This is a genomic window from Ruminococcus sp. RTP21358st1_G6_RTP21358_211008, from assembly GCF_040908885.1.
GTDB classification, from domain to species: Bacteria; Bacillota; Clostridia; order Lachnospirales; family Lachnospiraceae; genus Blautia_A; species Blautia_A faecis.
The window spans coordinates 1-15,246 of sequence record NZ_JBDGDM010000040.1 but is presented as its reverse complement, the minus strand read 5'-3'; the positions used below and the strand labels follow the sequence as shown (position 1 = coordinate 15,246).

Annotated in this window: 10 protein-coding genes; all 10 read right to left on the bottom strand. The window is 43.3% G+C overall.

The features are described 5' to 3' along the window. Nucleotides 1–34 precede the first annotated feature (34 nt). A complete protein-coding gene (locus AB5Z12_RS14960) occupies nt 35–1,405 on the bottom strand; it encodes an MATE family efflux transporter (RefSeq protein WP_173718623.1) in 1,371 nt (456 codons plus the stop codon). Between the two features lie 149 nt (nt 1,406–1,554). Further along, on the bottom strand, nt 1,555–3,171 hold the full coding sequence (locus AB5Z12_RS14955; protein WP_173769404.1) for a DUF5605 domain-containing protein: 1,617 nt from the start codon (nt 3,169–3,171) through the stop codon (nt 1,555–1,557). Between the two features lie 281 nt (nt 3,172–3,452). After that, complete coding sequence (locus AB5Z12_RS14950; RefSeq protein WP_173770800.1) at nt 3,453–5,198, bottom strand: glycoside hydrolase family 43 protein; 1,746 nt, start codon at nt 5,196–5,198, stop codon at nt 3,453–3,455. A gap of 197 nt (nt 5,199–5,395) precedes the next feature. Continuing rightward, on the bottom strand, nt 5,396–6,706 hold the full coding sequence (locus AB5Z12_RS14945) for a trehalase family glycosidase (RefSeq protein ID WP_368356840.1): 1,311 nt from the start codon (nt 6,704–6,706) through the stop codon (nt 5,396–5,398). 4 nt (nt 6,707–6,710) lie between these two features. After that, nucleotides 6,711–7,538, bottom strand: a complete 828-nt coding sequence (locus AB5Z12_RS14940; RefSeq protein WP_227200628.1) for a carbohydrate ABC transporter permease — start codon at nt 7,536–7,538, stop codon at nt 6,711–6,713. Between the two features lie 14 nt (nt 7,539–7,552). Next, a complete protein-coding gene (locus tag AB5Z12_RS14935) occupies nt 7,553–8,431 on the bottom strand; it encodes a carbohydrate ABC transporter permease (RefSeq protein ID WP_173734799.1) in 879 nt (292 codons plus the stop codon). Between the two features lie 155 nt (nt 8,432–8,586). Next, complete coding sequence (locus AB5Z12_RS14930) at nt 8,587–9,891, bottom strand: ABC transporter substrate-binding protein (RefSeq protein ID WP_118577669.1); 1,305 nt, start codon at nt 9,889–9,891, stop codon at nt 8,587–8,589. A gap of 299 nt (nt 9,892–10,190) precedes the next feature. Continuing rightward, nucleotides 10,191–11,261 carry a response regulator gene (locus AB5Z12_RS14925; RefSeq protein WP_368356841.1) on the bottom strand — a complete coding sequence of 357 codons (1,071 nt, stop codon included), beginning with the start codon at nt 11,259–11,261 and terminating at the stop codon, nt 10,191–10,193. 34 nt (nt 11,262–11,295) lie between these two features. After that, nucleotides 11,296–13,029: a sensor histidine kinase gene (locus AB5Z12_RS14920; RefSeq protein WP_368356842.1), complete on the bottom strand. Its 1,734-nt coding sequence runs from the start codon at nt 13,027–13,029 to the stop codon at nt 11,296–11,298. Nucleotides 13,030–13,062: 33 nt separating this feature from the next. Continuing rightward, a partial coding sequence (locus tag AB5Z12_RS14915) for a family 78 glycoside hydrolase catalytic domain (protein WP_368368696.1) occupies nt 13,063–15,246 on the bottom strand: 2,184 nt, incomplete at its 5' end.

The window sequence follows — 15,246 nt, the reverse complement described above, 5'->3', positions numbered from 1 at the left end:
GGCTGCTGTCCGGAACCTTCATAGTAAAACATCTTTATTTTTTCATAGCCACAAGCTCTCTTCTTGCGAACAATATTGCCAATACAAACGCCGCTGCATCTGCGATCGGTCCTGCATACATAACTCCGTCAATTCCCAGTATCAATGAGAAAATAATAATCAGAGGCAAAAGAAACAGCACCTGTCTGGTCAGGGACATGACGATTCCAAGCTTTGCTTTTCCGATAGATGTAAAAAATCCTGAGGACATTGGCTGAATCCCATTTGCAAATGTCATAAACATAAAAATCTTCAGATAGCGTTCTGCGAACTGGAAATAAAGGTCACTTCCTGTTCCGAAAATGCTCACAATCTGATGGGGAAATAGCTGGAAACAAAGGAAAAATATGGTGGCAATCACCGTACATGCAGTCACAGAATAACGGTATGCAAGCCTTACTCTGTCGTATTTTTTTGCTCCATAATTAAAGCCCCAGATTGGCTGACAGCCCTGGGAAATTCCAATACAAATCGCCATAAACACCTGATTTACTTTTGAAATAACTCCTACACAGGCGATTGGAATATCACTTCCATAGACAGATAAACCGCCATAATAACGTAAAATATTATTCAGTACAATCTGAACAACCGCCATAGCGATCTGATTAATACAGGACGCCATTCCGAGAGAAATAATAGCTTTCAGGCACTCTGAAGAAGGCTTTAACATGCTCATCTCCAGATACATTTTACGAAATTTTCCAAAATAAATAATCACCAAAATTCCGGAAACAACCTGTCCGATCACCGTTGCCCAGGCAGCACCCTTGATTCCCCAACCAAACCCAAAGATGAAAAGGGGATCCAGAATTGTGTTGATAATGGCACCTGTAAGAACACAGGTCATAGAATATGTGGGGCTTCTGTCTGCGCGGACAATATGATTGCCTCCAATGGATAATGCATAAAAAGGGAGTCCCACTGCTGTAATCCCAAGATAATCCACCGCATAGGGCATAACATCTGTCGTTGCACCAAATAAGCTTAGAAGCGGACGCAAAAACAGAAGTACTGCCACTGCCAGAATCACACCGGTAATCACCAGTGTGGAAAGTGCAGTTCCGGCTATGGAGCTTGCCTTCTTCTCTCTTCCGGCACCCATTTCCAGGTTATAGTTAGACGCACCTCCAATTCCCAGAAGCAGTGCCAACGCCGTTGCAATAGTTGTTACAGGAAATGCAACATTGGTAGCCGCATTTCCCAGCATCCCCACGCCCTGGCCAATAAAAATCTGGTCCACTATATTGTACAAAGCACTGACCAGCATGCTGATAATAGCCGGAATTGCAAATTTCCCGATCAAACCACCTACCGGAGCCGTTCCCAATGGATTTTGCTCCTGACTGATGTTTGTTTCTTCCAAAAAATCTCCTCCCCTGTTTAAAAGTATTTCTGTTTATTTCTCATAAATTCTGATATGAATCATAACAAATTCTGAAAAACGATTCAAGAATTTTATGCTCAAAAAGCCCAGCTGCATACACAACTGGGATTTTTGTATGAATATGGTTATTATTTCGCTATCTGTAGGCGCACTGCCATATACTCTTTCCCCGGCAGCTGCACGCGGAATTTACCTTTGTGGATACCTCCATCTGTAATAGTCATTTCCCAGGTATCGATAATTTCCACCTGATACTCTGTAGTATCATCAAAGTAGAAGTCACGAAAGCCCGGCCGCATGAAGGAATAATAGTAAATAAAATAATCTTTCCTCGCCGGGAAACCGGTAGCACGGCAGGCAACCTCATCCCATTTACAAGGCATTGGTTCCACACCAAGTCCCGGTGTTTCTTCCATGATTTTTGCAAGAAATCTAATACGATCCGGTGAGGTTCCGTGAAGAACGCCGCCATGAGACCACCAGAGAATACGATCCGGGCTGAGATAGGTTTCACCGTGTCCCGGATATCCTCCGCGGCAGAATGCCTCCCAGAATCTTCTTGTCATTTCCTCACCGCTGATATTTCCCCAGCCAAACTGAATGTTGCCCTCATAGCAGATTTCATCCAGAATTACAGGCTTATGATATTTCTCACGCCACTCATTTACCAGCTCGGAGGAACGGTATGTCTCTGTTCTCTGGATGCTGCAGTGGGTAATCCAAGGCAGGTTATAATCGTAATATGCCTTACAGTTATGAATGGATCTGAGATGATGGTAAGGATCCTTCTCACAGATAATGCCGGCATATCTTTCCCAATCAGAAAGAGTCTTCTCATGCATCAGATCATACTCATTAGCCAGGGACCACCATACATTTCGGTATGCGGAAAAACGTGCCAGCACATACTTCCAGTAACGGTCATCATCCTCTGCTTTCATCATGGAGAATCCCCATCTGTCGTATGGATGCATAACAATCAGATCAGCCTCAATTCCCAGATTCATAAGTGCCTGAATACACTTTTCAATATGCTGGAAATGGGCTGGATTGAATCTGGTAAAGTCCCAGTCATTGCCCGGAGCACAGCCATTATATTCCGCGAAATTATTCTCATTTAACACAGAGCTGTCGCAGGGTGTTCCCTCATAAGGATAGGTAATTGGCTCATGAAGGTTGTAGTCATAGTGCTTGGGAAAAATACAGAAGCGGATCTTATTAAAAGCATTTTCTTCCAGAGTTTTCAGTGTCTGCTTCTGCAATTCTTCGTTCTGCAGATTCCATACATAACATGTAGTTCCAATGCAGTGATAGGGTGTTCCATCCTCATAGGCAAGATAATAGGTACCTGCAACACGAACCGGACCATGGTTGTCTGCTGAAGGAGAAGTTACAGTAAAACTTCCGGTCAGTATATTTCTGACAGCACATTTTTCTGCTGCCTTCCCACCATCAGCAGTTCCTAGCTTATGTTCAGGCGCTTCTTCATCCGGCACTTCTTCCCCCGCGTTAATATCAAAGGAAGCCTCAATTTCAAAGGTATACTCGTCTGTAAAAGACGGCATAAATCTTACTCTATAAGTACCATCTCCATCATAAAACCCATCTACCGTTTTCTTCTCATTTTTACAACAAAAAGTACCTTTAATCCACTGGTCACAAAATGGATTCCCCTCCTTGGGACCGCTTACGGTCACTTCAAAAATGCCCCATTTTTCTATTGTTTTTGCATAATTTAATTTCATTTTTCTTGTCTCCTTCTCCATTTTAGATCTCTTATATTTTATATATCTCTCTTTCAAAACTCCAAATACGCGCTGCGGATTTGTCTCGATATCACTGCCGCATCTGACATCTTATGAGGATGCAGACTTTGATTTACTGCCCGTGTAAATAAAAATCCCCCATGCTTTCTACTATCATAATACGTCAGAAAACATGGGGTTTGCAACGTTACTTTATTAAGAAAATGTATGAATTTTTAATCTGTCCAGAGCGTGTTTGAAAAAGTGGCTGAATGCCTTTTCTATTGTTCTTTACGCGTTTTGACAATCTCAAAATAATCAAAATCCGCATACCGTCTCCCCCCTGTCATATCGTGACAGTACATTCCGAAGTGAGCGCCGGTGAATCCATCGCTTTGCTCATCGGTGAGGATGTTGGTGGGGACTTCAGCCAGTTCCTGATAGTCTTTTCCATCCAGGGAGTAGAAGAATTTTGCATAAAGTCCTTCCTGGGTGGTGATTACGCGCAGATATACAGGACCATCTTCCGGGATGGAAATTGCCGGAATCACATCTTCTACGTCAAAGTGATCGCTCTTTATCAGGCGCAGCTTTGCAGGCTTTTTCAAATCAAGTGTCTGGGAGCCAAACTCTTCCTCTCTGGTCTTTACCAGAAGGTAGAAATTGCCAGTGTCATACATATAGGCAAGTCCTGCCATCTGCTCTCTGCAGGTTGGGGCAAACTCTACACAGGTTTCCACCTGAACATGACGCTCCTGCTGCCTCCGTGCCACAAGACTTACGTTATAGCAGGAATTCAGGGATTCCTGACCGTAGAGGCGAAGATAGCCGGGGCGTTCTGTCAGGCTGGTGTAGCTGTCATATGGCTGGCGCAGGGAAGTATAGCGCACATCTAAGAGCGCAGAGGTCTTCTTCACTGGCATACTTAACTTTTTATTACATTCTTCGTCCACAGCATTCTTCTCATTCAGATACTCTTTTGTTTTCGAAAGAGTTTCAGCAATGTCCGCATTCTTTGCAGTTTCATTATTTCCAGCACTGTCTGCAATTTCTAAATCAAAGTCTTCTTTTCCATAATCTTTCCCCTCTTCCTCCGGGAAAAGATACTCCTGAATTCCAGTTGGCTCTTCTGTCTCCCACTGTCCAAATCTTCCGCCGCAGGCCAACCTTAGCCAGCCCTCTTCGTTCCATACCATCTTCTGAATTGCGGTTTCGCGGCCAAGCACGCACTGTCTGCTGCCCTTCGGCGGTCTGCCGCAAAGATGTACCATGTACCACTCCCCGTTTTGAGTGCATACAAGATCTGCATGTCCGCATTTCTGCAGTTTCTCTGGATTATCCACATCAGAGGTAAGTACCGGATTGCCTGGATCTTCCTCGTATGGTCCCCAGATGGAACGGGATCTCGCCATAGTTACCATATGCTCATATCCGGTTCCACCTTCTGCCATCAGCAGATAATAATATTCTCCAATATGGTAAATATGTGGACCTTCTGTATAGCCACGTCCGGTTCCCGGGAAGACATTTTTCGCCTCTCCCACCAGGCATTCCTTCTCAGGATCATACTCCTGTACCAGAATTCCCTTGAAATTGTTGATCATATTCACAATATACATTTTGCCATCTGTATCATGAAATACAGATGGGTCAAAGCCAGAGCTGTTCAGATAAACTGGCTCAGACCAGCCGCCACGGATGTCCTTAGATTTCACAAGGTAATTATGGGTGTTAAAAAGTCCTCCGGTACGGGTTTTCACGTCCGTATAAATCAGCCAGAAGTATTCCCCATCCCAGGAAATATCCGGCGCCCATACGCCACAAGAATCACCCTCACCAACCATATTAAGCTGGCTCATTCGGTTCAGCGGCGATGGCAGTTGTTCATAATGCTTCAGATCTTTAGAATGATAGATTTTCACACCAGGCCACCATTCAAAGCTTGAATTTGCAATATAATAATCTTCTCCAACACGTATAATACTTGGATCCGGGCAAAATCCCGGAAGAATCGGGTTCTGAATCATGTTTTTGCTCCTTTATCTGTTTCATTTTACAAAATAAACTTAAAACACATTCTAAGTATAAGCTATTTAAATTTTTTTGTACACACTTTGTTTCAGAAAGATGTTTTTTACCGGTCAAACCAAAAAAGGACTGCAAAATTCCACGTATTCTGCAATCCTTTTCCTGTATTTACTTACCTCACAGCAGAAAAATCTTATTATAACGATTGCTTTTCTGCCTGTTTTTCCAGCAATTCTGGCAGACACATTGGTTTCTTTCCTTCCAGCTCATCTGCCATATTCAATGCCAGTATATTCCAGTTAATAAAGCCACCATTCATAACCGGTTCTCCATTAAATGGATTGTAATACTCATGAAGACATCCTGTTTTCTCCAGGTCCTCTCCCAGAAGGTGCATGGTGCGCTTATACATAATTTCCGCCTCCATGCGGTATCCGTAGTTCAAAAGTCCACGAAATACCACATAGTTTGCAACCAGCCAGATCGGGCCAAGCCAGTTGGACGGATTGTTGGTAACAGACAGGTCAAACATTTTCTCATCCTTAGAAAGCGTGGTCAGACCGAAGTCAGAACCAAAGGTATCAGGATCAAAAATATGCTTCACCATATCTGCAGCCTGCTCTTTTGTGGCAATTCCTGCATACATGGGAATAAAGCCAGACCATACACGTACTTTGATGGGCAATGTCTTCCAGAAGACTCCCAGTCCCTGGTGGAACCAGTCGTATTTCCTTGTCTTAATATCCACATCAACTGAGTAGAAGAAACGATCACGCTTGTCCCAGCATTCCTGCTGGATAGCACCGATCAGCGCCTCGCGCTTATCCAGAAGCTTCTTCGCCTCTTCCTCCTTGCCAAACTTTCTGTATAATCTGGCACCAGCTTCCAGCTCCACACACATAAAGCTATTCAGATAAATATTGGCAGTGGAAAATGGCGGACGGCCAAAAGTAGCTGGATCATTGTCCATACCGATCATAATATCGTCCTGCCATACATACAGTCCGCTGTTTTCATGGAAATAATACTGATCATAACAGTCAAAATACTTCGCCACGCCTGGAAGAAATTCTTCCATCCAGGCATAATCACCGGTATAATCACTGATCAGGCACATCTGGCTGCAAAGGAAGGGCTTATGCATATTCATGATCTTGCCTTCCTTATGCCTCATATTCAGATAAGGCTCCGGCCAGTCTGCCACCTCGATCATCATGGGAATATATCCATCTTCCAGCTGGTGGTCGAAGAAATTGCGGATATTCCCCTGTGCGTGCTCTATAATTCTCGGCTTCACAGACGGATCCTGATAAGAATCCGCCAGATTCAGAAAGCCATATACGGACCAGTAGGTATCCCAGTCCCATACATTTCCATCATAAACGGAACCTGGATCAATAAACGGATAATGGATAAAGCTTCGCGGATTCTTAAGCACATCCTCCGTGTGAGACATCACAAATTTTTTCAGTTCCTGTCTATACTGCTCTGTCCTTTTATCTTCCATAAAATCAACCCTTTACAGCTCCGGCTGTCATACCTTCCATCAGTTTCTTATTCAGTGCCATATACAGGATCAGAAGTGGGAATACACTCATGGATACAGAAGCGAAGATTGCACCCCAGTTCTTGGATCCGAACTCATCAGAGAAGTACAGAAGTCCTGTCTGAACAGTCTTCAGTGCAGAATCACTGATGAATGTCATGGAAAACAGAAGGTCGTTCCATTTGAAGAAAAACTGAAGAACCAATACGGTTACAATAGAGTTCTTCATCAGTGGTGTTACAATGTGCCACATCAGTCTGTAAATACCACAGCCATCGATAACGGCAGCCTCCATAATGTCATCCGGGAAGGAACGAAGATATCCCTGAACCAGATAAATGGACAACGACAGGCCAAATGCTATGTACGTAATGATCAGACATGTTCTGGTATTTAACAGGTTTGATCTGCTGTAAATCTGGAACAGCGGGATCAAAGCGATTGCCACCGGAATCATGATACCGAAACGGAAATACTGTGCAACTGCATTTCTGAATTTCCATTTCATCTTTGTTACAGCAAAACCAACAGTTACTGAGAAAAATACAATAAATACAAGTGCCACTAATGTAGTGATCAAACTGTTCTTAAAGAAAGTGGACATATGTCCTCTTGTCCATGCATCAGAGTAGTTCTGGAAATAGAAACCATCATTTAATGCATAAGCTGGCTTTTCACTCCACTCAGCCTGTTTCTTGAAGGATGCGGTAAGCATCCAGAATAATGGGTAAATCTCAATTATGCAAAGAAGGAAAATTACAATTCCCCGAAAAACTGCTTTTACTTTTTTCATAATATTTCCTCCTTTCAGTCTTTTACATCAAATTTATTGATAACAAGAGATCCCACAACACAGATCAGGAAGATTACGATAGCGATAACACTGGCATAACCTACCTTGTTATAGGTAAATGCAACATCATACATATACATGGAAAGTGATTTTGTTGCGCTTCCTGGACCACCCTTGGTAAGAGCCATAGCAGACTCGAACATCTTTACAGTTCCGGAGAAACTGAATACAAGGCTGGTGATCACCATTGGACGAAGAAGCGGAAGAAGGATGTTTTTGAATAACTGCCATCCGCCGCAGCCGTCGATTCTGGCTGCTTCCAGGATATCATCAGAGATATCAAGGAGTGCTCCATAGAAAATTACGGAATAGAATCCCATGGCTACCCAGATATCCATTACGCACAATGCCCAGAGAGCTGTGCTGGACTGGCCGATCCATGGCTGAACAAGGTTCGTAAAACCAAGAGAGTCAAGCAATGAGTTTAACAGACCATAGTTTGGCTGAATCTCATAGATCTTTGCAAACAGCTGACCTACTGCAACAGTAGGAAGTACTACCGGGAAGAAAACCAGAGTTCTTACGATGGTTTTGCATCTTCTCAGCCAGAATTTAAACATCAGGGAAAGTAAAAGTCCCATTCCAACCTGGCCAACGGTTACTACCAATACATATTTACAGTTTACTGTCAATGCATTTAAGAAGTTCTTGTCTCTGAAAAGTCTTGCATAATTGTCAAATCCGGCAAATTCCCACTGAAGTCCCGGGCTGCCGCTGAAGAATGAATAATACAACGACCAGATAACCGGTACCATTACGATGATAGTGTAAATAATTAATGCCGGAACTACGAAAAGGGATATCGCTTTCTTATTACCTAATACCTTGTTCATAAAATTCCTTCCTTTCTGATTTCATACGAAAGTCAGATGCTCTGCGCCTTTGGCGCTCCCACATCTAACATCCTGTCTTCTAACATAAAAATGGGAGTGTCTGCTGGCAAACACTCCCATTTGAAGTTCAAAGCTTATATTGCCAAAGCTGTTACTTACTGCATGTCATATACATCCTGGATGGACTGCATATATTCTTCGCCAGTCATTTCGCCGTTTAACAGAGGCTGTACATTTTCCTGAGCTGTCTTGGAGATTTCGCTAGGCATTTTTGCTTCCCACCATGCAAATCCTTCTGTGGATTTGTCAATCTCGTCAAGAACAAGCTTGGTGTAGTTATCCATATCATCTGCTGCAACATCATATGTGTAACCTTTAACAGTTCCCTGATCTTCCATAGCTACGTTTCCGATGTTCTCCATGAAGTATTTCAGGAACCAGCCAGTAGCCTCATCATATTTGTCATTGTCAAGTGCAAGAATGTTACCACAGTTCATAGAGTAAGAAGTAGCGGAGCTGATGGACTCATCTGCAACCGGAATGTTGAAGAATCCGATTCCGTCCTCGCCTGCCGGGTTCTGGGAATCATCAGTCAGGTTCTGTGTAAACCAGGAACCATTGTAGAAGATGGCTGCTTTTCCACTCATCAGCATGGAACCAGCTGTGTTCATATCAACTGTTGTGATACCTTCTCCGAAGTATCCTTTCTCTGCCCACTCTGCAATCTTATCAGCTGCTGCAACAAGTTTCTCATCTGTATAAGGAACTTCGCCGTCAGCTGCTTTTGTCATAATGTCGTTTCCTGCGGTTCTTACTGCGTATGCATTGATCAGACGGGTTGCACCCCATTTGTCAGATCCGCCGGTTGTAAGAGGCTGGATACCCGCATCGGAAAGTTTCTGAAGAACCTCTTCAAACTCATCCCATGTAGTAGGAACTTCGCATCCTGCCTGCTCGAACAGGGCTTTGTTGTACCAGAAGCCTTCTACATTCAGTCCAAGAGGAAGATCATAAAGATCATCTGTTCCAGATAATCCTTTCAGAAGCTCAACAGCACCGCTGTTTAAATAATCTGCTGTTCCGATCTCGTCAACAGCTTCTGTAATATTTTTAACCTTTCCGGAATCGATGAGAACGCTGAGTGGAGCACCTGCTTCGTAAGCGAACAGATCCGGAAGATCATTGGATGCTGCAAGTGTAGCAATTTTCTGCTGAAGGTTGTCAGAAGCAACCATCTCATATTCCCATGTGAAATTCGGGTTTACATTTTTCTGATAGTCTTCGCAGATTTTGTTTAACAGCATACCATTGTCATTATCTTCTGCCCAGATGGTAAGGATTTTGATGTTTTTCTCAAGCTGCGGATCCTCTCCTGAGTAATCTGCTGCAAATGTAGGAACTGCAAACATTGTGCTTGCTGTTAATGCTGCCATTAAAATAGCTAATGCTCTCTTTTTCATTATAAATTCCTCCAGAATTTTCAAAATTATTGAACTTTGTTATAATTTACTCTTGATAGCCATTTACTTTTCGGTCACGTTTAATTTGTTTCTTTGTATCCCCGGGAAATATCTTATGGTTATATAATACCATTGTTCTGTTTTTTTACCAGTGCCTAATTTTTTTGGTAATGTACAGTTTTTTTAGACTGTTTTTATAAAAAGTTTCACTTGCCCAGGCATTTACTTGTGCTAAATATATAAAATGCACATATTCAGCAATTTGAATATGTGCATTTTTTTTGCAAATCCTGTTTTTATCATTCTGCTTTCCACACGTTTCCCTTATACTCATTGGGAGTCATGCCCTCATGTTTTTTAAAAATATCACAGAAATATCTGTAATTATTATAGCCCACCATTTCACTGACTTCATTAACCTTATATCCATCCTGCAAAAGCTTCTTCGCCTTTTTTATGCGAAGGTCTGTCAGATATTTCACATAAGATGTACCAACCTCTGTTTTAAAAAGAACACTTAAGTACGCCGTGCTCATTCCGGCTCTGTCTGCAAGCTCACTCAGCCCGATATCCTGATCATAATGCTCGTCCAGATAAGTAAGAAGCTCCAGGATAATTCTGTGTTTGCTTCCGGTCTGGTCTGCTGTCAGATGCTTGCTGATATCAGACAGAACGCTTTCCCCATAGGCCTGTACTTCTTCTATGCTCTGACATTTTGCCATCTCCTGAAAAGAAACAAGTAACCCTCGTTCCACCTGCTTCTGGCTTTCGATCAGTACATCGCTGAGCACACAGAGATGCTTGTAAAATTCCCTGCGAAAATCCTGCAGTTCCGGGTAAAGTTCCTGCAGGCATCTGATTGCCTGCCGGCATTCTTCCCGAAATGCTGCAGCATCACAGTTTGTAATACATTTTACACTGCTCTCAAAAATTCTTTCCAATTCCTGAAATTTCTCGCGATTAGCCTGTGCCTTACGATTATCCTCATGACGAGTCTTCGCCCATTCATCTTCAATTCTGGTAAGGGCATTTTTCAGTTTATCTGCTGTAACCGGCTTATCAATATAATCTTTTACACCAAGAGTAAGCGCCCTCTGCGCATACACAAATTCAGAATAGCCACTGATCACAATAAAATATGTATCCGGACATTCTTCCTTCGCCGCCTCGATCACAGACAGACCATCCAGCCCCGGAATTCGGATATCCGTAATTACTACATCCGGTTTCTCACTTCGGATCACTTCCAGTCCCTGGATTCCGTCATAAGCAGCCCCTACTACCTCATAATCCAGTTTCAGGCGGGAAATTAAAGCCTTAATTCCCTGCACAACTATATATTCATCATCAATTACCACTAAGCGATACATGAAAATCCTCCTTGTATCTGCATTTCCCTATCCCTTATCTTACCGGAACCACAATCGTTACCTTCGTTCCATTGCCTGGACTGCTTTCAAATGTTACGCCGTATTTTTCCCCGTAATTCAACTTTATACGCTCTATTACATTGCGCACTCCATAACCATTCTCCAGTCTGGACATATCGTCAATTCCCACACCATCATCTTCAATAGTGAAAATCATATTATTCTGCTCCTGCCAGCCGCGAAGGGAAATCTTTCCTTTTCCAATCTTCGGCTCCAGACCGTGATACATGGCATTTTCAATAAATGGCTGAAAAATAAAGGTAATCGTTTCACGCTGAAGAATTTCTCTGCTGATATCCACGAACAGTTCAAAACGATTATTGTAGCGCATATTCTGAAGCTTCATATAGCCCTGCATCCATTTCACAGAATCCGCAACTTTAATATATTTGCTTCCATTATTCAGCGCCAGCTTAAAGTTATCAGAAAGTGCTTCTACCATTTCTGCCATCTGGTCATCCCCATGCATGATTGCAACAAAGTACAGAGAATCCAGTGTATTATAAAGAAAATGGGGATTGATCTGGGACTGAAGCAAAAGCAGCTCTGCTTCCCGTTCATTCAGCTTCACCGCCATAAGATGCTCGGAAAGCTCCAGGTTCGTATTGACCATTTCCTTGAATTTCCGTCCAATCCGGCCAACTTCACTGTAGTCAAACTCTTCTGTAATGTGGCGCTCTCCTTCCCCAACCTGTGCAATGGTATTTTCCAGCTGCTTCAGAGGATGGCTGATGGTTCTGGAAATGATTCGTGCCATGAGAAAACCCACTACAAGAACACAACCGGCTACCAGAAACGAGGTCAGACGGATATTTTTGCTCTCTTCACTGATCTCATTTTTCTCCACTACGTTTACAATATGCCAGCCTGTAGTAGAATTGGTGACAGAAGAAAACAGATACAGATGGTTCTCTCCCGGATTCGAATAGGATTGCATAATTGCATTCTCCCTTTCCTCATTTCCCACAAAATAAACCAGCTGATCATCCTCATCTACAACCATAAAGTTACTGGAATCAAAGCTTTCATTGCCCATAACAAAGGATTTTCCCAACAGCTTCTGGCTCAGTCCCACCACCATATAGCCCATTCCCTGTCCATCAGAGGGATTGATCATATATTTCGCATAAGAAAATCCTTTCTTTGTTCCTGCTTTTAAAATACTGTCACGGAAAAAAATTTCCTTTCCCTGCGCAGCCTTTGCCTGTTTCACCCAGCTTTCTTCCAGAATATCCTTATCACTATAATAATTATAGAAATCATAAGTACCCAGGTTCACATTGTTCAGCTGATACACATGGCCATAAAGATCCGTAAATACTATATAATTCACCCACACCTGCTGACTTGCCATTTCATTTGCAATCACACGAAGTTTCTCACGGTCTGTGGATGCAAACTTGCTTCCTCCGTATTCGTTGCCTTTTTCCAGAATCTGCTGAAGAGCTTCATCATTCAGAAAATTTCGGCCTACGTCTACAATGTTCTTCAGATTCATATCCATAACGCGGCTGGAATTCTTCAGCGTAGACTGATAAGATGCCCTGTAATTCTGTTCAATAGCATCAATAGAGGTTTTGTATACAATATTCATCAAAACGCCCACACCCAAAAGGGTGATAAGAAACATGGATAAAAAAATCTGATTCTGAATACTCAGCCGTCTCCACGCTTTCTGTATTCCTGAAGGTTCCTTTTTCTTTTCCATATTCTCATCACCCTTTCGCATTCTGCATTATGATTACTGTTCAAATGCGATATGGTATGTACCGCTTCCCGCTTCGGCAGCCATATAGTCTGCTTCCCTGGCAAATGTCAGTCCATCGCTTTCCAGAACAGCTTTTGCCTGATCCAGACGGATCTCTGCTGTTGTATTCACCGGAATCTGAACAGTTAAAGTAATCTGTTTCCCCTGGACTTCCCATTTTACACCAACATCACCATAAATGCTATGATATTTTCCTGCAGTGTACTTCAGATTTCCACCAATGCGCGGATAGAGTATCGCATGTTTAAAGCCCGGATGTTCCGGATCAGCTTCAATTCCGGCCATTGCACGGTACATCCACTCACCAATAGCCCCATAAGCATAATGATTAAAGGAGTTCATATCTGCACTCCACATGCTTCCGTCATCCTTCATGCCATCCCAGTGCTCCCAGATCGTAGTGGCACCTTTTTTCACCTGATACAGCCAGGATGGGAAGTCTTCCTTCAGAAGCAGGTCATAGGCTTCCTTCAGAGCGTGGTTCTGACTTAGTGCATGGCAGAAATACGGAGTTCCCACAAATCCAGTAACCAGATGACCGTTTTCTTTGTCCAGAAGGCGTTTCAGACCTTCTACCGTTTTTGTGATATATTTCTCAGGAGTCAGCTGGAAATACAGTGCCACAATATGTGCGGTCTGTGTCTGTGCTGTCATATTTCCTTCTGCGTCGAAGAAGGTCTCCTGGAATTTCTTTACGATCTTATGATAAAGCTCCTCATACTCTACTGCCACATCCTCTTTTCCAAGGGCTTTCGCCATCTGGACAAAAAGTCCGGTAGAGTATGCATAATAGGCAGTACAGGTCAGATCATTTGGTGTGGCTCCAAAGTAGCTGCCTTCTTCTGCATCAAGAGCTACCCAATCGCCAAACTGCAGCTTATAGTTCCAGATATAATCAACAGCATGGGCACGCATGAAGTCAATCCATCCCTTCATGCTGTTGTACTGTTTTTTCAGAATATCTTTATCCCCATACATCAGATACATGGTCCATGGATTGATGATGGCCGCATCAGCCCAGGCTGCTGCAGAGTGAGGTCCCTGGCGGAGAAGCCAGTTTCCATCTGTACGGCCTTCCTCAATATTCGGAACAACATGTGGTACACCGCCTTCTGGTGTCTGATCAACCTCCAGATCATGGAGCCATTTCTTATAGAACGTATAGGTATTCATCAGATAAGTGGCTGTACGGCAGAAAATCTGCGCATCACCAGTCCAGCCCAGGCGCTCATCACGCTGCGGGCAGTCTGTAGGTACATCAAGGAAATTACTCTTCAGTCCCCACAGGAAATTGTGATGCAGCTGGTTCAGCAGCGGATTCGAACACTCCAGACTTCCGTTTGAAGCCATGTTGGAGTGAAGGGTGCAGGCTGTGAAATTCTCAGCTTTCGGCTCACCTGGATAGGAAACAATCAGCGCATACTGAAATCCCATGTACGTAAAGGTCGGATGCCAGGTAACTGTCTCTTCCCTTGCAAAAGTATATTTCATCGTTGCCTTGGCTGCACGAAGGTTGTCCAGATATACATTTCCATCTTTATCCAGAACCTCGAAGCAGTGAAGCTCGATCACATCGCCTGGTTTTCCGGCTGCAGTTACTTCAATTCGTCCTGCCATATTCTGGGCAAAATCAATAACTGTATCTCCTGCCGGTGTTTTAAAAATACGTTTTGCTGGAATACGATCCATTACACGAACCTTCGCAGCGTACTGCGCGCGCATAACCTGTGTATCAAAGAATACAAGCTGAACCGGCTTCCAGTCGCCTTTTGTGGTTTCTGCCTTTGACCAGTCCGGAATCTCAAGGGCTGCATCATAAGTCTCACCATCATAGATTTCTGCAAATATCACCGGTGAATCGCAGCCTTTCCATGATGGATCCGTATAAACAGATTCTGTTGTTCCATCGGTGTAGCGAATCAGAAGTTCCATAGTAAAAGCTGTCTGATCACCATAGTTGTTGCGGGCCTTTGTCAGTCCCATAACTCCTTTATACCAGCCTGGAGCCAGCATTGCTCCGGCACCGTTAATGCCCTTCTGCAGATATTCCGTTACATCATAGGTCTGATAGAGGAGATGTCTTCTATAGGATGTCCATCCCGGTGTCATCTCGTCCTCACCAACTTTTTTGCCATTCAGGTAAAACTGATACAGGCC

What these genes read in the sequence shown, in the direction of transcription:
- AB5Z12_RS14955 (WP_173769404.1), bottom strand. Translation starts at nt 3,171, where the DNA reads ATGAAATTAAATTATGCAAAAACAATAGAAAAATGGGGCATTTTTGAA.
- AB5Z12_RS14950 (WP_173770800.1), bottom strand. Translation starts at nt 5,198, where the DNA reads ATGATTCAGAACCCGATTCTTCCGGGATTTTGCCCGGATCCAAGTATT.
- AB5Z12_RS14945 (WP_368356840.1), bottom strand. Translation starts at nt 6,706, where the DNA reads ATGGAAGATAAAAGGACAGAGCAGTATAGACAGGAACTGAAAAAATTT.
- AB5Z12_RS14940 (WP_227200628.1), bottom strand. Translation starts at nt 7,538, where the DNA reads ATGAAAAAAGTAAAAGCAGTTTTTCGGGGAATTGTAATTTTCCTTCTT.
- AB5Z12_RS14935 (WP_173734799.1), bottom strand. Translation starts at nt 8,431, where the DNA reads ATGAACAAGGTATTAGGTAATAAGAAAGCGATATCCCTTTTCGTAGTT.
- AB5Z12_RS14930 (WP_118577669.1), bottom strand. Translation starts at nt 9,891, where the DNA reads ATGAAAAAGAGAGCATTAGCTATTTTAATGGCAGCATTAACAGCAAGC.
- AB5Z12_RS14925 (WP_368356841.1), bottom strand. Translation starts at nt 11,261, where the DNA reads ATGTATCGCTTAGTGGTAATTGATGATGAATATATAGTTGTGCAGGGA.
- AB5Z12_RS14920 (WP_368356842.1), bottom strand. Translation starts at nt 13,029, where the DNA reads ATGGAAAAGAAAAAGGAACCTTCAGGAATACAGAAAGCGTGGAGACGG.